This window comes from Altererythrobacter ishigakiensis (assembly GCF_001663155.1).
GTDB lineage: Bacteria > Pseudomonadota > Alphaproteobacteria > Sphingomonadales > Sphingomonadaceae > Erythrobacter > Erythrobacter ishigakiensis.
The window spans coordinates 1,966,076-1,983,554 of sequence record NZ_CP015963.1 but is presented as its reverse complement, the minus strand read 5'-3'; the positions used below and the strand labels follow the sequence as shown (position 1 = coordinate 1,983,554).

The window sequence follows — 17,479 nt, the reverse complement described above, 5'->3', positions numbered from 1 at the left end:
CAAGACAGACAGGAATCCTAAAATGGCTACTCACCGTACCAAAATGCTCATCATCGGTTCTGGCCCTGCCGGCTATTCCGCCGCGATCTATGGTGCGCGCGCCATGCTGGAACCGATTGTTGTGCAAGGCATCCAGCCCGGCGGACAGCTGACGATCACCACCGATGTTGAGAATTACCCCGGTTTTGAAGATGTAATCCAGGGCCCATGGCTGATGGAGCAAATGCAGAAACAGGCCGAACATGTCGGCACGCGCATGATGTGGGACACAATTGTCGAAGTTGATTTCGACAATGGATCGCCGTTTCGCGCGGTAGGCGACAGCGGCGATGAGTACATTGCCGATACGGTTGTGATTGCCACTGGCGCGCAAGCCAAATGGCTTGGCGTTCCGGGTGAGCAGGAGCTGGGCGGTAAGGGGGTTAGCGCATGCGCGACATGCGATGGGTTCTTTTTCCGCGGCAAAAAGGTTGCGGTAATCGGCGGCGGCAATACCGCTGTCGAAGAAGCGCTTTATCTTACCAATCACTCGGACGATGTGACGTTGATTCATCGCCGAGATGAACTGCGGTCCGAGAAGATACTTCAGGAACGCCTTTTCAAATCTGACAAGATCACGCCGCTATGGAACAAGACCGTCGAACGGTTTGTTGCAGGCGAGGATGGCGCGCTGCATCATCTGGTTCTCATGGATACGCAGACTGGCGAAGAGAGCAATCTCGAAGTTGATGGCGCTTTTGTCGCTATCGGCCATGCTCCCGCGACCGAGCTGTTCAAAGGCAAGCTGGCGATGGATGACAGCGGCTATCTGGACGTCAAGCCGGGTACGCCGAAGACCGCGATCCCCGGCGTCTTCGCAGCAGGTGATGTTACCGATCATGTATATCGTCAGGCGGTAACAGCAGCGGGCATGGGGTGCATGGCCGCGCTTGATGCGGAAAAGTTTCTTGCAACGCTGGAGTTTGAGGCCGAGCCCGCAACAGAAGCTGCAGAGTAAGCGGGAACGCCTTTGCGGCGCCCCCGATCAAACTCACATGTGAATGTCGAACACGCTGATGCTTGCGTGGAAGATCAGCGCGATCAGCACCAGGCTGGACAGCGCGAACAGGACAAAGCGTACCAAGACAACATTGGCTGTGGCCTGTACAAGGCTGTGCGCAACGCGAAGGCCGACATAAATCCATGCTAGAAGGGCGTTCATCCCATCGCCCTGGCCAATGATGGCCAGCACTATGGCGACGGCGTAAAAGACCGTCGGTTGTTCATGCAGGTGATTGTAATTGTGTGCCTTGCGTTGAACCTCGGGTGGCAGTTGAGCATCCAATCCTGCAGCGGTGGGCAGGCGTGAAAGCTCCTTTGGATCGACTTTCGCCTTGCTCATCGCTGGAATGCGTGTGGCATACATCCAGAACCACATCACCATCGTCCAAATGGTGAGCGCAACCACGGGTTGCAGAATATCCATTCCGATCATCAAAGAACTCCTGGGTCTGCCAGCAACGTAACCGATACTGCTCGCACAGCGAGCGCGGTCAGCGCCAAGGTGGAGAGAATGAACAGCAGGAAGCGTATGGCGACAACATTCACCAGCGCTTGCCACAGCGAATGGACTATCCGCAGTCCGACATAGACCCACGCCAACAACACGTCGGTCGCCCCGGCTCCCATCATCGCGAGGATGATGACGGTGGGATAGAAGATGGTCGGCTGTTCCATCAGATGCGCATAATTGTGCGACTTCCAATTGACCTTATCGGGAATGACGCCCTCAAGATCTTGTCCGCGCCCGCCAGGCTTGGCCTGTTTCAAATCCATGCCTGACTTTGCCATGGCCGGAAACCGGGTTCCTGCAGTCCACATCAACATGATTATTGACCAGACAATTAGCACCGCTGCTGGCGCTAGCATTTGAGCTATCATTATTTGTCTCCCCTCAGGGCAGCAAAACTGCGTAGATCGAGGAGCATTGTCAATCGCTCGCTAGGTGCTTGTGGAGATTGTCATGGCGAACGCATTCGGATCGACATTGCCGCCTGTCAGCATGATGACGGTGTCTTCGTCTACTGGCACCTTTCCGGCGAGCGCCGCAGCCAGAGCGGCTGCTCCACCCGGTTCGAGAACTAGTCGGAGTTTCGCAAATGCGAAGCGCTGCGCCGTTCGAGATTCTTCGTCAGTGACCGTTACGCCAGGTTCTGCCCGCCCTTTCAGAACCGAGAGATTCAGGTGCTTTGTCGCAGTGGGTTGAAGCGCATCAAAGATGGTTTTGGGCGCGTCGGCTCCAGCATGCACCAGCTCGCCCGTTGTCAGCGATTGCCCGACCATGTCCCATCCTACCGGTTCGACAACATGAATTGCGGCATCAGGGCAAGCGAGCGAGAGTCCAGCAGCCAAACCGCCGCCGCCACAGCAGACGATGAACCTGCTAGGTTGTCGGCCAAGTTGAGCCTCAGCCTCAACTCCGGAGCTACCTTGACCCTCAATCACCCACGGATCACCAAAGGCATGAACCAGCACGCCGCCGCTTTGTTCGATAAGCTTCGCTGCAACCTCGTCGCGATCTTCTCCATGCCGATCATAGGTGACGATCTTCGCACCCATTGCACGCGTGCTGTCCAATTTAACGCTCGGTGCGTCAGCTGGCATTACGATCGTTGCGGAAATGTCTAGTCGCCTCGCTGCCCAAGCAACACCTTGTGCGTGGTTACCGCTTGAAACCGCAACAACACCCATCGCGCGTTCTTCATCATTTAGAGAGGACAGCCGGTTCCAGGCTCCGCGGATTTTGAAGGCGCCGATCGGCTGCAGGTTTTCTGCCTTTACCCAGCAACTTGTGCCGTTGATCTCTACCGGAAGCAGCGGCGTTGGCGGCAGGATAGCTGCAATCTTCCGCGCTGCTTCGACTACGCCTTCGCGTGTGGGCTGTTTTTCATGTGCAAGGATCATTTTGCGCTCTTAGCGCATTGGACTAATAGCCACGCAAGATTCGAATTTGAAAGGTGCCTTTTATGTCCACAGTCCTTGTCATCGGAGCTGGCGGAGTCAGCTCGGTTTGCGTCCACAAGATGGCGATGAATGCAGAGATATTCTCCGACATCCACCTAGCCAGTCGGACCAAGCGTAAATGTGATGCGATTGCCGACAGCGTAAAGGCGCGCACCGGACAGGACGTTGCCACTTACGAGATTGACGCGGAAGAAGTGCCCGCGATGGTCAACCTCATTCGCAAGATCCAGCCGTCACTGGTCGTCAATTTGGCGCTGCCATATCAAGATTTGCCGATAATGGATGCCTGCCTGGAAGCTGGCGTGAACTATCTTGATACGGCGAATTACGAACCAAAGGACGAGGCCAAATTCGAATACAAGTGGCAGTGGGCCTATCACGACCGGTTCAAAGACGCTGGGCTGATGGCGCTGCTGGGCAGCGGCTTCGATCCGGGCGTGACCAGCGTGTTCACTATGTGGCTGAAGAAACATAAGCTGAAGACCATTCGCACGCTTGATATTCTTGACTGCAACGGCGGCGACCACGGCCAGCATTTCGCCACCAATTTCAATCCGGAAATCAACATTCGTGAAGTGACTGCACCTGCGCGCCACTGGGAGAATGGTGAGTGGGTTGAGACCCCCGCGATGCAAGTGAAGACCGAATTCGACTTCGAAGCGGTCGGGCCAAAGAATGCCTATCTGATGTATCACGAGGAGTTGGAAAGCCTGGCGAAATTTAACCCTGAGATTGAGCGTGCGCGCTTCTGGATGACTTTTGGCGATGCCTACATCACGCACCTGACCGTGTTGCAGAATGTTGGCATGACGCGCATCGATCCGGTGAAGTATCAAGGCAAGGAAATCATCCCGTTGCAATTCCTTGCCGCTGTTCTGCCGAAGCCTGAAACGCTGGGCGAGACGACCAAGGGCAACACCAATATCGGCTGTATTGCGACTGGAGAAACTCTGGACGGTTCTGGCGAGAAGACGTTCTATATCAAGAATATCTGCTCGCATGAGGCAGCCTATGAGGAAACCGGCAACCAAGCGGTCAGCTACACCACCGGCGTCCCCGCCATGATTGGCTCCGCCATGATGGTGCAGGGCATTTGGAGCGGTGACGGGGTCTTCAACATGGAAGAAATGGACCCCGATCCCTTCATGGACATGCTCAATTTGCATGGTCTGCCGTGGACTGTTGAAGAACTTGATGGGCCTGTTTCCTTCTAATGGAAACCAAGGCCGGAGATCCGGGCGCGTTTGCCCAATTTGACCTGAACCGCGTAGAGAGCCCCGCGTTCGTGGTCGATGCGGCGAAGCTGCGTGCCAATTGTCAGGTTCTGGCTGACATTCGCGATGCAGCGGAGATCAAGGTGTTGGGCGCGCTCAAGGCGTTTTCGATGTGGTCGACCGCGCATATCATCGGCGAATATCTGGATGGTGTGTGCACATCTGGCCTGTGGGAAGCGCGGCTGGCCAGTGAGTTTTACGATGGCGAAATCGCGACCTATTGCGCGGCGTACAAGCCGGAAGAGCTCGAAGAGATCTGCCGCTTGTCCGATCACGTGATCTTTAACTCGCCGGACCAGTTAAAGCGCGCGTCGCTGATCCTGGAGTCGGCGCGGGCAGGGGGACAGGACTTTGATGTAGGCCTGCGGATCAACCCGTTAGTACCGACCGGCGAGGAAGCAAAGTATGATCCCTCCAGCCCCGGCTCGCGGCTCGGCTTCCCGCTCGACCAGTTGACCCAGGAGCATCTCGAAGGGGTTGATGGCATACACTTCCACAATTTGTGCGAGCAGGATCTTGAGCCGCTCAAGCGTACATGGGACGCGGTGTTTGACGCGCTAGAGCCCTATTTCGGCCAGCTCAAGTGGATCAATATGGGCGGTGGGCATCACATCACCCGCGCCGATTATCAGCGTGAGGAGCTGATCCAGTTCTTGCGCGACGCCAAGGCGGACACGGGTGCAGAAATAATCATCGAACCGGGTGAAGCGGTCGCGCTCGATGCAGGTATCCTCATCGGCACGCTGCTCGATGTTCAGTGGAATGGAATGCCCATAGGCATCACCGATGTCTCTGCGACTTGCCACATTCCCGATGTAATCGAAGCGCCCTATCGCCCAGCAATGCTGGGTGAGATAGCGGATGAGGAGCAAGTGCCGATCCGGCTGGGTGGCCCATCTTGCCTGGCGGGCGATGTGATCGGCGACTATCGCCTGCCGGTACCAGCAGAGCCCGGCGCGCGTTTCGCATTCCTCGACCAAGCGCATTACTCGATGGTGAAGACCAATACTTTCAACGGGGTTCAGCTCCCGTCGATCTACCTCTGGGACAGCGAGATCGATCAGCTGGAGCTGGTCAAGACATTCGGTTACGAAGATTTTAGGAACCGATTGAGCTGAGTGCGTTGGTCTATAAAAGGCCACAATAAGAGCCCTGATCGCACGCCTCACCTGCGCTTTTTCATTTGCGATTTCCTGCGGAAGGCCTATATGCGCGCTTCTTCTGCCCCAAGGGACATCCGCAAGGCAGGCTCATAACCGTTTGGTCGAACACTGAACCTTTAGGGGGTCCCTTGAGTTGCGCATCTATCCTAACGCCCAGGCTGTAGTCCGCGATCTTTCGCCGGACGAACCTGTTATCCTCAATCGCCCGCATGCAGCGCAGCGCGCAGCGCGCTTCTTCCTGGACAAGTTTCCGGGAAAATCGCTCTACGCGGTAAAGGCGAATCCGTCGCCCGACCTGCTACGCGTACTGTGGGATGCAGGTGTGACGCATTACGACGTCGCTTCGATCGCGGAAGTGCGTCTGGTACGCCAAACTCTGCCAGACGCTGTGCTATGCTTCATGCACCCGATCAAGACACCGAGCGGAATCCGTGAAGCCTATTTCCAGCACGGCGTGAAGACTTTCAGCCTTGATAGCAATGAAGAGCTTGAGAAAATCGTTCAGGCTTGCAGTAATCCCGAAACTGGCGAACCGGCCAAGGATTTGCGCCTGTGCGTGCGCTTGCGCGTTTCCAGCGAGTTTTCCGAGCTGTCACTCGCCAGCAAGTTCGGTTGCGATCTGATCCTAGCTCCCGAATTGCTTCGGCAGACCCGCCAGCATTGCGACTGGTTGGGCATATGTTTTCACGTCGGCAGCCAGGCGATGACCCCGTTCGCCTTTGTGCAAGCGCTCGACCGCACACGTGCCGCGATTGCAGAGGCATCGGTTGTGATCGATATGATCGATGTGGGCGGGGGCTTCCCTAGTTCTTATCCGGGGCTAGAGCCGCCCCCGCTGGAAGATTACTTTGCGATGATAGCGAAGCACTTCGAAGCGCTGCCAATCGCTTACAATGCAGAACTATGGTGCGAGCCAGGCCGCGCGCTTTGTGCGGAATATTCCAGCATGATCGTCAAGGTCGAGAAGCGGCGCGGTGAAGAGCTATACATCAATGACGGGTCCTACGGTGCGCTGTACGACGCAGCGCATGTAGATTGGCGGTTTCCGGTTTCTGCGCTGGAGGACGATCTGCGTGATCGACCGATTGACTTCGCATTCTACGGTCCGACCTGCGATGACGCAGATTATATGCAAGGTCCATTTACGTTGCCGAGCGACATTAAGGCCGGCGACTATATCGAGATTGGCATGCTTGGTGCGTACGGTGCGGCAATGAAAACCGGCTTCAACGGCTTTGGCAATGCACAGCAGGTAATTGTGGCCGACGAGCCGATGATGAGCCTATACCGTGGTTGCAGCGCGCGGCCCGATGCTGGGAATGTTGTTAATTTACGCTGAGCTATCCCATATAGGGACACTACAATCCTTGGGTCTGTCTGACGATTGCCGCGTTAGGATTTTTTGAATAACTTCGCTCGATTATGCGTTGGGCTTGGGTAATATTGGGTGCAGGTGGGCTGGCTTGGCTTGCCCATATATTCAACATGGGAAGCTGGCCGGTCCTGCCGCTTGATGCGTCGGTGTACTGGGCTGGAGGAATTCAGGCACTCTCTGGCGAGCCAAGCTTGATTTATCGCGGAGAGACCTTCGACCAATATCTCGCGGAACTTCATGGTCTGCCAAACGGCAGCGACCTGAGATTTCCTTATCCACCGAGCTTGTTGTTGTTGCTCTGGCCATTGGGTCTTTTGCCGTTCGAGTTTGCCTGGGCGACATTTGTTGTTGTCGGAATGGCGGCATTCTTCTTGATAGCGAGAAAATTCGTCGACCAGATTACCGCCGTGGGCATGATATTAGCGATGGGGGGGCCTATCCACTCGATCCAGCTAGGGCAGAACGGGTTTTATACAGCTGCTCTGCTGGCAGGTGGCCTTTTAGCCCTGCAACGCTCAAAAGTGTTGGCCGGTGTCTTGATCGGAGTTCTCGCGTTCAAGCCCCATTTGGCGATCGTCGGCTTCTTTGCACTTCTCATCTGGCGAGAGTGGCGGGCGCTAGGCTGGGCAATCGGTACGGTCCTTGCGATGGCGGTATTGTCCGCAGTGGTTTTTGGTCCATCAATCTGGTTGGAATTCATCGCAGGTAATGTTTCTTTCGCCGACGAAGTTGCAACCTCTAGGCGCGAGACCTTGCTAAAGAATTTCCACCAAACAACACTCTCCCTTACAATACCAGTGCTGGGAATGACTGGTGGGCTTGTCGCGCAAGCACTTGTTGCACTCGTCGCACTGGCAGTCGCTGCGAAGGTCAAGGAGCGACATCTGGCGATTGTCGGCGTGCTGGCGGCAACGCTACTCGTGGCTCCATATTCGTTCATCTACGACAGCACGATGCTGGTTCTAGCTTGCGCGATCCTCATCCACCATGATCGGCAGCTATCATTGGGACTGGCCTTGCTCATCGCGCTCACGGGACTTTGGTTCTATACCTATGTGACTATCGTGCCTTTCGTCGCTGCGACGATACTCGTGCTCGCGTGGATGAAAGACCAGAACGCTGGCCTGCCCTTGACTAATTCGATGTCACTGGGTGAACCGAAATGACCATGTTTGAATCAAATTGGGAAGCTGGCGGCTTTTTGGCTATCTTGGTCGAAAGATCAGGGTGTTTGGGGGTTTAAATGACAGTTTTGAGCTTGATCATGCCTGTTTACAACGAAGCGGAGGTCATTAAGCCGTTCCTTAGCAGGATCGAACAGCTACAAGCTGACTTTGAATCCGTGCTCGGTGAAGATTTTCGCCTTGAGTTGCTTTTCGTGAACGATGGCAGTCAGGATAACACAAAGGTAATACTGGAAGACCTTGCTGCGGGTAATTCTGAGATCAAGCTCATCAACCTGTCGAGAAACTTCGGTAAAGAGGCGGCGCTATCAGCCGGACTCAACCACACCTCAGGTGATGCCGTAATACCCATCGACGTTGATATGCAAGACCCTCCTGAAGTTATCATGGAAATGCTCGAAAAATGGAAAGCAGGTGCTCAAGTTGTCAATGCAAAGCGAGTAGATCGGACCAGCGATGGCTTCTTGAAACGCGGCAGTGCGAGTGCGTTTTATGCGATACTCGACCGCGTTGCAGACCAACCGGTGCACCCTCATGTTGGCGACTTTCGGCTGTTTGATCGCAAGGCAGTGATGGCGCTTAACCAGCTGCCTGAGAATACGCGCTACAACAAAGGTCTGTTCTCTTGGATCGGGTTCAAGGTTGAAGAGGTTGAGTTGGTGCGTTCAAGTCGCGACATTGGATCAAGCAAGTGGAAGCCGACCAAATTGTGGGAATTGGCGCTTGATGGCATCACGTCATCGACCACTTTGCCACTTAGAATTTGGACCTACCTCGGGGCTGCGGTTGCTTTATTCGCAATTGTTTATGCGTTCTTCTTGATCGGATATACACTCATTACCGGTGGTGACACGCCGGGCTTCGCATCCATCATGGTTGCTGTGCTGTTTTTGGGTGGACTAAATTTGCTGAGTTTGGGTTTGCTCGGCGAGTATATCGGTCGAATAGCGCGGGAAGTACGACGTCGACCTAACTATATCATCGAGTCAACGAAGGGATTTTGAATTGGAGCGCGTAGCTTTCGATACGATGGCTCGGATAGAGGACGAACATTGGTGGTTCGTTGGGCGCCGCGCCATACTTGAGAGCGTGATCAAACAGCATTTGTCAATCGGGAAGGGGCATGACATCTCGATTCTGGAGGCAGGATGCGGAACAGGGGGCAATCTTGGATTGCTGCAAGAATTTGGCCACGTAGACGCTTTCGAATATGATGATGTTGCGCGCTTTCAAGCGCGGTCGAAGTCAACCGTCGATGTAAAATCAGGGCATCTGCCTGACGGTATTGATGATCTGCGTGGTCCATATGAGCTGATCGCATTGTTGGACGTATTGGAGCACCTCGAACAAGACATCGCCAGCTTGCAAGCTCTTGCAGTTCTGCTTGCGCCGAGGGGAAAACTGCTCATTACCGTGCCTGCGCTTCAATCACTCTGGTCGCGCCATGACGAAGTTCACCAGCACCACCGGCGCTATTCCGAAGCAAGCTTGATCCGTGTAGTGACGGAGGCGGGGCTCAAGGTCGAGATGATAACTTATTTTAACTCGCTGCTTTTGCCGGCCGCTGCGATGCAACGATTGGTCAGCAGGCTTAGTAAGCACAGCGAAACATTGGACAGCATCCCGCCAGAACCAATAAATGGCGCTCTTGCAAAAGTTTTTGGATTTGAGCGGTATTTGATACGACGAATGAAATTACCCATTGGCCTTTCCCTTTGCGCGGTTTGCCAAGCGCAATGACGCGACCTGCGGCAATTGATCGTGATCTCGCTAAAGAGTGGATTCGTTTTGGCATAGTCGGTGTTACAGCGACGATCTCCTACACGGTCGTCAGCTTATCAGTGTTTGAAATTTGGATGTCAGCACTGATAGCAAATTTAGTTGGCTACCTAGCGAGCATTGGTATTTCCTACTTTGGGCATGCAAGATTTTCATTCAGATCACAGCGGGGGCACGCAGAGCAAGGGCCGCGTTTCATTTTGCTATCAGGCTTCACCTATCTGCTTACCAATGCGATTTTGTACATCGGCATGGAGGTGTTGAAACTCGGCTTTCTGGTATCAACTATCGCGGTGGCCTGTTCCATCCCGATTATTACCTGGGTGATAGCTCGCCGTTGGATATTCACTTCGGCCTCCAAATAGCATTGCGCCAACGGAACCTACTCAAAAAATCCTACGAAGGTTGTGGCCTCGCTCACTGCGCGGCGGGTGATCTTGACCGGATTGGCAGGAAAATCGGGGTCCGGCCAACCCATTGCAACGGCCTTCATAATCACCTGATCATCAGGAATATTTGCATGTTCGCGGACAACGGGTGATTGCATGATACCTTGGCTGTTAATCACGCAGCCTAGCCCGCGCGACCATGAAGCGTTGACTAGTGCGGTCGTTACAGCGCCGCAGTCAAAGACCGTGTCGTCAGCGTCCGACAGCTCCTTGTCGTAGGTTACAATTACGCAGACAGGCGCGTCGAATTGGCGAAAACCGCGCAGAACCCAATCCTGCCGCTTTTCTTTGTCATCACGCTCGATTCCCATCGCTTCGAACAACTGGATTGCGCAGCTCACCTGTCGATCTCGGTGGATGCCCTGAAATGGATGTCCCTTACGAAACTCCCGGCTGTCCGGTTCGCCTGCCAGAATGCGCTCGGTATTGCCCCTACGTATGCGATCAAGCGGTTCGCCGGTGATGACATGGAAATGGTAAGGTTGGGTGTTCATTGACGAAGGCGAGCGCATAGCCATCGCTAGAATTTCTTCGATCAGTTCTTTTGGAACAGGCTTGTCCAAGTAACCACGGATCGATCTCCGCCCAAGAACAACTTCATCATATTTCTGGTCCGGATTGCCGTACACGCGTCTCTCCCCTGCGAAATTCAAGCGAGTGCTAGCGCAGGATTTGCGCAGCGCCAAGGACGTTACGGCAGGGCCATCTCAAGGAGTAAAAATAGGTCTGTCACCAGCGATCGTCACCCTTTCCATGACTCGGCGTGCCGGGAAATAGTCAGATACTGCCAAGTGTTGACACGCGCGGTTATCCCAAAAGGCGACAGAGCCATGCTCCCAGCGGAAGCGGCATTGGATTTCGACATCCCACGCAGTCTTGTAAAGGTGATCGAGCAGCCAGTTGCTTTCCTCTTTGGAAAGCCCCTCGATGTGGCTTGTGAAGCCGTTGTTCACATAGATGACTCGTTCTCCGGTTTCCGGATGGGTCCGGATCACCGGGTGCCGCATGGGCGGATATTTCTGCTGAAGCTCTTCAGGTGTTTTGTTTAGACGCTTGGCGAAAACGCGGCTGATATCGTGCACTGCTATCAAACCTTCACAGAACCGCTTCATTTGCTCGCTCAGACGCTCATACGCGAGGTGCATGTTCGCAAAGAGAGTATCTCCCCCGCAATCAGGTACCTCGCGCGCAAGCAAGATAGAACCAAGTGACGGCTTTTCCCGCCAAGTGACATCCGAGTGCCAGTTGTTCTCCTGCCCCCGACTCTTGGGGCCATGTGCGATCCGCAGCACCTCAGGATTTGGCTGATCCTTGGGTGTCGCAGGGTGAACTTCCAGCTCACCGAAATATCGCGCGAAGGCGATGTGCTGATCTTGTGTAAGCTCCTGGTTACGGAAAAAGATAACACCGTGCTTGAGCAATGCTGCCCTGATTGCAGGGATGCTCTCCCCAATATCCGACGCACCAAGATCAATGTCGTGAATCTCGGCTCCGATGGCTGGTGTCATCGGGCGCACATCCAAGGCGCCTGTGTCGAGTGTGGTCTTATCGGCTAGCGTTGCCATGGTCTCTCCCCTTGGGTGAGAAGATGCGCGATTAGGCGGCTTTACGCAACTCCAGTTCCAGCCGGTCCCAAATCTCGACCAGCGCGGTCGTCAGCTCGTCCATCATCGCTTCGGTATGGGCGGGGCCGGGCGTGAAACGCAGCCGCTCTGTTCCGCGCGGCACGGTCGGGAAATTGATCGGCTGCACATAGGCGCCGTATTCGGCGAGCAGAATGTCGCTGATCTTCTTGGCGCGCACCGGATCGCCGACCATCAAGGGAACAATGTGCGTGACGCTGTCCATCACTGGCAGACCAGCATCGCTGAATTTTGCCTTTAGCATCGCAGCATTGGCCTGCTGCGCGTCACGCTCTTCAGAGCTTTCCTTCAAATGCTTCACCGCCGCGAGCACGCCAGCCGCCAGAACCGGGGACAGCGAGGTCGTGAAGATAAAGCCTGGCGCATAGGAACGGATGCAATCGACGATTTTCTTATCGGCTGTAATATAGCCGCCCATTACGCCGAATGCCTTGCCCAATGTGCCTTCGATGATATCGATACGATGGGCGGCTTCGTCACGCTCAGAAATGCCGCCGCCGTGGTCGCCATACATGCCGACTGCATGAACCTCATCGATGTAGGTCAGCGCGTTGTACTTCTCAGCCAGGTCGCAAATCGCGTGGATCGGTGCGACGTCACCGTCCATCGAATATACGCTTTCGAATGCTATCAGCTTAGGTATTTCCACATCTTCGGCAGCGAGGAGCTCTTCCAGATGCTCAAGATCATTATGACGGAACACACGCTTCTCGCAGCCTGAATTGCGAATCCCCGCAATCATGCTGGCGTGGTTCAATTCGTCAGAAAAGATGATGCAGCCGGGCAGAAGCTTGCCAAGTGTCGACAGCGTCGCGTCGTTGGAAACGTAGCCAGAGGTAAAGAGCAATGCCGACTCTTTGCCGTGCAGATCGGCAAGCTCGTTTTCCAACTCAACATGCAGATGCGTGTTTCCGCCGATATTGCGCGTACCGCCAGATCCGGCGCCAACGTCGTGCAATGCATCTTCCATCGCGCCAATTACCTTCGGGTGCTGGCCCATTGCGAGGTAATCGTTCGAACACCAAACTGTGATGGGCTTGGGTCCGTTATGGCCGTGAAAACAGCGCGCGTTGGGAAACGCGCCCTTGTTGCGCATGATATCGATGAAGACGCGATAGCGCCCCTCTTCGTGCAGACGGTCGATCGCCTTGTCGAAAATCTGGTCGTAGTTCACGCGGGTTCCCGGTTCGCTGCGCCGCAAGTTCGGCTTCGTTTGGGATGGGGATTTAGCGATGCGGAACCAGTTTTTCTACCGCGATCTTTGCGAACGACTCGCAGGTCAGAACGCTTCGATATTTGAAAATCCATGACTTTTCACCGCGGGCAACAGCAGTTGTGCCGATTGCACGTCGCCTGTGACCACGAAGCGGCTTGACTGGTCGGCGGCAAATGGCTGGCCTTTAGTCAAGTGAGCGATCCTGTGCGCGATACCTTGGGCGCCATGAACAAAATTGACCTCCGGGCCAAATGCTTCGCGTAATTCGTGTTCGAGCAGAGGGAAGTGCGTACATGCGAGAACAACTGTATCGATCCGTTCTCCGTCCGGCATGGCCCGCAAAGATCTGGCTGCAGCATCTATAACGGCAGTTTCGACTGCTTCGCCCCGCAGTTTCGCTTCGGCTACTTTGACCAAGTCTGGCGCCGCATGGCGCAGCAGGCTGTGACTGCTTGCGAATTCATTCTCCAGCTTGTCGACATATGCCTGTCGGATTGTAGCGGCAGTGCCAAGCAATCCGATCACGCCCGTCGTTGTCATCGCAGCGGCAGGTTTGATTGCTGGAACGGTGCCGACAATTGGTATTTCCAGCACTTCGCGCACCATGCCCAAGGCGATTGTGCTGGCCGTGTTGCAAGCGATACAGGCAAGGCGTGGCTTGTAGCGCTCGCTCATCCGACCCAGCAGGCCAGCCACGCGCGCCGCAATTTGTGCTTCCGATTTCTTGCCATAGGGCAGACCTGCCAAGTCCGCCGCGTAAATTACTGGGGCGTTGGGCATAAGCCTGCGGAGCTCAGCCAGCACTGTTAGCCCGCCGACCCCGGAATCGAATAGTAGAATGGGTGAAGATGCTTCGGTAATGGTCCTATTCCCGCGCAGGATTACTTGTGGAACTGCGGCCTTTTACCTAGGCTTACGGGAAATGAAAGCGGGGCGCGTTGTCCTGGCATCGATAGGTCACCTGATGGATACGCTTTACGCAGCTCTACTCGGCTATTTGCTCGGATCAATCCCTTTTGGCCTGCTTCTGACAAAAGCGGCGGGCATGGGCGATGTGCGGCGCATCGGCAGCGGCAATATTGGCGCGACCAATGTGCTGCGTACCGGCAACAAAGGATTGGCGGCGGCTACTTTGCTGCTTGACTTGGCGAAGGGGTTCGCGCCTGTCTGGATTGCTGGTCATCTCTGGGGCGGACCAGCGATGGCATTCGCTGCAGGCGCGGCAGTAATCGGCCACTGTTTCCCTGTCTGGCTGAAGTTCAAAGGCGGCAAGGGGGTGGCGACGAATGCAGGTGTGGCATTCGGTCTGGCGTGGCCCATCGGGTTGGCCTATGCTGCGATCTGGATCAGCATTTTGGCGATTTTCCGCATCTCTAGCCTTGCCGGAATGAGCGCCGTTGTAGCCGCCGCCGCCGCTGCGCCGCTGTTCGGATTTCCTGAATACTTCCCTGTTCTGGCCGCGATTGCAGGCCTTATCATATATCTCCATCGCGACAATATCGGGCGATTGATGAAGGGTGAGGAGCCCAGAGTGGGGGGCAAGAAATGAGGCCAAAGGCAAGCTAATGAAGAGCACGGGGGCGCAGGCAGTTCTCCTCTCTTAGAAAGAGGCATTTGCGCGCATTCGCTTGCTGCGCTCACCGTATATCGGGCCGATCACCTATCGCCAGTTACTTGCGCGGTTCGGCAACGCAGCGGAATCGCTGGAGGCGCTGCCGGAGCTGGAGATTGGTGGTCAGTTGCAAAGGTATGCCGGGGGCGGGTTTCCGTTAGCCTCTTGACGAATCCTTCGAACCGATCCCACCATCGCGCGTACGTACACACGTGAAAGACACGTCAGGGATTTTAAGAACAAAACAATGCAGCTCGTAATCGTTGAGTCGCCCGCGAAGGCGAAGACAATCGAGAAATACCTAGGTCCAGACTTCAAGGTCCTGGCCAGCTATGGTCACGTCCGCGATCTGCCGCCCAAGGATGGCAGCGTGCGCCCGGATGAAGATTTTGCGATGGATTGGGAACTCTATCGTGACAAGCAGAAGCGGTTCAAGGAAATTGCCGATGCCGCGAAGAATGCCTCGCGTCTCGTACTGGCCACTGACCCTGACCGTGAGGGTGAAGCGATCAGCTGGCATGTTCAGGAGCTGCTGAAGAAGCGCAAGGCGCTGCCGACTAAAGTGGACCGCGTTACTTTCAACGCAATCACCAAATCTGCTGTCAGCGAAGCGATGAAAAGCCCGCGCGATCTCGATCAGCCTTTGATCGATGCTTATCTTGCGCGTCGCGCGCTCGATTATCTGTTTGGTTTCACGCTCAGTCCCGTGCTGTGGCGCAAGCTGCCCGGCGCGAAAAGTGCAGGGCGCGTGCAATCGGTCGCGCTGCGTTTGATATGCGAGCGTGAGCACGAGATAGAGATATTCAAGCCCGAGGAATACTGGTCAGTCCTCGCCAAGCTGGAGCAGGATGGCACTGAATTCGACGCGCGGCTGGTCAAGTTCGAGGGCCAGAAGCTCGACAAGATGACTCTGGGCAATGAAGGCAGCGCTATGGCCGCTAAGGCTGCTGTCGAAGGCGCGCGCTTTACGGTCGAGGATATCGAAACCAAGCCGCTTAAGCGCAATCCCGCGCCCCCGTTCACTACATCGACCCTGCAGCAAGAGGCGGCGCGCAAGCTGGGCTTCTCCGCCAGCCATACCATGCGCTGCGCTCAGTCGCTCTATGAAGCAGGTGCGATCACTTACATGCGTACTGACGGTGTTCAGATGGACGCAGGTGCGATCCACGCACTGCGCGATGCAATTGGCGATCGGTATGACAAAGCTTATCTGCCTGAAAAACCGCGCTTCTACTCGACCAAGGCCAAGAACGCGCAGGAAGCGCACGAAGCAATCCGACCAACCGATTTCCGCCGCGATCATGCGGGATCAGGCGATGAAGCAAAGCTCTACGATCTGATCTTCAAGCGCGCTATGGCGAGTCAGATGGCCGCCGCGCAGCTTGAACGAACGGCCGTCACATTGCGCGACCCGAGCGGGCAGCATGAGCTGCGAGCAACTGGCCAGGTGGTGAAATTTCCCGGCTTCTTCGCGGTTTATCAGGAAGGTTTCGACGATAAGTCGGACGACGACGAAGACGGTATGCTGCCGGTTATCCGCAAGGGTGACAGTCCACTGAAGAAGGCTATCGAAGCAAATCAGCATTTCACACAGCCACCGCCGCGCTTTTCCGAAGCTTCGCTGGTCAAGCGATTGGAAGAGCTGGGGATTGGCCGCCCATCGACTTATGCCTCAACGATCCAGACGCTGCGCGACCGCGATTATGTGCGGATGGAGAAAAACCGTTTCTTTGCAGAGGAATCGGGACGGCTTCTAACAGCATTTCTGGAGCGGTTCTTCCCCAATTATGTGGCCTATGACTTCACAGCAGGGATGGAAGACGAACTCGATACGGTTTCGGACGGACGAGAGGAATATAAGGACTTGTTGTCCAAGTTCTGGAAGGACTTCAAACCCAAAACCGAAGAGGTGATGGAGAAACTGCCTTCGGAAGTGACCGAAGTGCTGGACGAGTATCTGTCTGACTATCTTTTCCCGGAACGCGAAGACGGTGAAAACCCGCGCATGTGCCCGATGTGCCGCGATGAAGGGCGCGAAAATGGACGCTTGGCACTGCGTGGTGGGCGTTTTGGAGCGTTCATCGCCTGCGCAAATTATCCCGAATGCAAGTACACTCGGCGGTTCGCACAGCCGGGCGGGCAGGGCGATGGCGGCGCCGAAGACGGAGTGATGGGAACCGATGCGGAAACCGGCGCAGAAGTGCATCGCAAGACCGGGCGTTTTGGCCCTTACGTCGAGATGGAGGTCGACGGCGCCAAAAAACGTGCCTCGATCCCCAAAGATCTGGATGATTTTGACCTGGAGTGGGCTATCAAGCTTCTGGGGCTGCCGCGCATTGTCGGCGCCCACCCGGAGACCGGCAAGGAAATCGAAGCTGCGATCGGTCGCTATGGCCCATACCTCCGTCATGATGGCAAATACGGGAAGCTACAGAGCACGCGAGATGTCTTTGATGTAGGTATGAATGCGGCCGTCTCTATCCTTGCGGAAGCGGCCAACAGAAAGGGCGGTGTACGAGGCAAGGCGGAACCGATCAAGACTCTGGGCGAGCATCCAACTACTGGCGGAGAGATCAAGGTGATGCCGGGCCGCTACGGCCCTTACGTCACCGACGGCAACGTCAACGCAACGATACCCAAGGATATCAAACCGGAGGATATCGAAGCGGCCAAGGCCATCGAATTGATTGATGCGCGAGCGGCGAAGGGGCTTGCAAAGAAACGCAAGCGCAAGGCACCCGCTAGGAAGAAAGCGTCAGCGAAAAAGTAACCTTTCTAAAG

17 protein-coding genes and 1 pseudogene are annotated in these 17,479 nt (G+C 55.4%); 11 read left to right on the top strand and 7 right to left on the bottom strand.

The window, feature by feature from the left end; all coding sequences use genetic code 11:
- The first annotated feature begins 22 nt into the window (after positions 1–22).
- Complete coding sequence (gene trxB / locus A6F69_RS09420) at positions 23–997, top strand: thioredoxin-disulfide reductase (RefSeq protein ID WP_067600385.1); 975 nt, start codon at positions 23–25, stop codon at positions 995–997.
- A 33-nt stretch (positions 998–1,030) separates the two neighbouring features.
- Here trxB and A6F69_RS09415 read toward each other — a convergent pair whose 3' ends face one another.
- Genes A6F69_RS09415 through A6F69_RS09405 form a run of 3 tightly spaced genes read right to left on the bottom strand, consistent with a single transcriptional unit; the run spans position 1,031 to position 2,943 of the window.
- Positions 1,031–1,474 carry an MAPEG family protein gene (locus A6F69_RS09415; protein WP_067600384.1) on the bottom strand — a complete coding sequence of 148 codons (444 nt, stop codon included), beginning with the start codon at positions 1,472–1,474 and terminating at the stop codon, positions 1,031–1,033.
- Positions 1,474–1,920 (bottom strand): MAPEG family protein, encoded by a 447-nt coding sequence (locus A6F69_RS09410; protein WP_067600381.1) that lies wholly within the window; start codon positions 1,918–1,920, stop codon positions 1,474–1,476. Before A6F69_RS09410 ends, A6F69_RS09415 begins: the two co-directional genes overlap by 1 nt.
- A 60-nt stretch (positions 1,921–1,980) precedes the next feature.
- Complete coding sequence (locus tag A6F69_RS09405) at positions 1,981–2,943, bottom strand: threonine ammonia-lyase (RefSeq protein ID WP_067600353.1); 963 nt, start codon at positions 2,941–2,943, stop codon at positions 1,981–1,983.
- Positions 2,944–3,005: 62 nt separating this feature from the next.
- Here A6F69_RS09405 and A6F69_RS09400 point away from each other — a divergent pair, with 62 nt between their 5' ends.
- From A6F69_RS09400 to A6F69_RS09370, 7 genes are all read left to right on the top strand, one after another.
- Complete coding sequence (locus A6F69_RS09400; protein WP_067600350.1) at positions 3,006–4,217, top strand: saccharopine dehydrogenase family protein; 1,212 nt, start codon at positions 3,006–3,008, stop codon at positions 4,215–4,217.
- Positions 4,217–5,395, top strand: a complete 1,179-nt coding sequence (locus A6F69_RS09395; RefSeq protein WP_067600347.1) for a carboxynorspermidine decarboxylase — start codon at positions 4,217–4,219, stop codon at positions 5,393–5,395. The genes A6F69_RS09400 and A6F69_RS09395 overlap by 1 nt, the downstream gene beginning before the upstream one ends.
- A 178-nt stretch (positions 5,396–5,573) precedes the next feature.
- Positions 5,574–6,779, top strand: coding sequence for a type III PLP-dependent enzyme (locus A6F69_RS09390; RefSeq protein WP_067600344.1), 1,206 nt, complete (start codon positions 5,574–5,576; stop codon positions 6,777–6,779).
- Between the two features lie 83 nt (positions 6,780–6,862).
- Positions 6,863–7,981, top strand: a complete 1,119-nt coding sequence (locus A6F69_RS09385; RefSeq protein ID WP_067600339.1) for a glycosyltransferase family 87 protein — start codon at positions 6,863–6,865, stop codon at positions 7,979–7,981.
- Positions 7,982–8,058: 77 nt separating this feature from the next.
- Positions 8,059–9,003 carry a glycosyltransferase family 2 protein gene (locus tag A6F69_RS09380; protein WP_067600336.1) on the top strand — a complete coding sequence of 315 codons (945 nt, stop codon included), beginning with the start codon at positions 8,059–8,061 and terminating at the stop codon, positions 9,001–9,003.
- 1 nt (position 9,004) lies between these two features.
- Positions 9,005–9,739: a class I SAM-dependent methyltransferase gene (locus A6F69_RS09375; RefSeq protein ID WP_067600333.1), complete on the top strand. Its 735-nt coding sequence runs from the start codon at positions 9,005–9,007 to the stop codon at positions 9,737–9,739.
- Entirely contained in the window at positions 9,736–10,143 is a 408-nt protein-coding gene (locus A6F69_RS09370; protein ID WP_067600329.1) for a GtrA family protein, read from the top strand. The genes A6F69_RS09375 and A6F69_RS09370 overlap by 4 nt, the downstream gene beginning before the upstream one ends.
- A 17-nt stretch (positions 10,144–10,160) precedes the next feature.
- Here A6F69_RS09370 and A6F69_RS09365 read toward each other — a convergent pair whose 3' ends face one another.
- The 4 genes from A6F69_RS09365 to murI all read right to left on the bottom strand — a co-directional run bounded on the left by A6F69_RS09365 (position 10,161) and on the right by murI (position 13,968).
- A complete protein-coding gene (locus tag A6F69_RS09365) occupies positions 10,161–10,856 on the bottom strand; it encodes a nitroreductase (protein ID WP_067600326.1) in 696 nt (231 codons plus the stop codon).
- A 78-nt stretch (positions 10,857–10,934) separates the two neighbouring features.
- Entirely contained in the window at positions 10,935–11,792 is an 858-nt protein-coding gene (locus A6F69_RS09360; protein ID WP_067600323.1) for a TauD/TfdA dioxygenase family protein, read from the bottom strand.
- A gap of 31 nt (positions 11,793–11,823) precedes the next feature.
- Positions 11,824–13,044: a 5-aminolevulinate synthase gene (gene hemA, locus A6F69_RS09355; protein ID WP_067600320.1), complete on the bottom strand. Its 1,221-nt coding sequence runs from the start codon at positions 13,042–13,044 to the stop codon at positions 11,824–11,826.
- A 105-nt stretch (positions 13,045–13,149) separates the two neighbouring features.
- Complete coding sequence (gene murI, locus A6F69_RS09350) at positions 13,150–13,968, bottom strand: glutamate racemase (RefSeq protein ID WP_067600317.1); 819 nt, start codon at positions 13,966–13,968, stop codon at positions 13,150–13,152.
- 82 nt (positions 13,969–14,050) lie between these two features.
- Here murI and plsY point away from each other — a divergent pair, with 82 nt between their 5' ends.
- The 3 genes and pseudogenes from plsY to topA all read left to right on the top strand — a co-directional run bounded on the left by plsY (position 14,051) and on the right by topA (position 17,468).
- Positions 14,051–14,635, top strand: coding sequence for a glycerol-3-phosphate 1-O-acyltransferase PlsY (plsY, locus tag A6F69_RS09345; RefSeq protein WP_067602881.1), 585 nt, complete (start codon positions 14,051–14,053; stop codon positions 14,633–14,635).
- A 73-nt stretch (positions 14,636–14,708) separates the two neighbouring features.
- A pseudogene (locus tag A6F69_RS13175) lies at positions 14,709–14,822 on the top strand (DNA-processing protein DprA); the annotation flags it as partial.
- 123 nt (positions 14,823–14,945) lie between these two features.
- On the top strand, positions 14,946–17,468 hold the full coding sequence (gene topA / locus A6F69_RS09340) for a type I DNA topoisomerase (protein ID WP_067600314.1): 2,523 nt from the start codon (positions 14,946–14,948) through the stop codon (positions 17,466–17,468).
- Positions 17,469–17,479 lie beyond the last annotated feature (11 nt).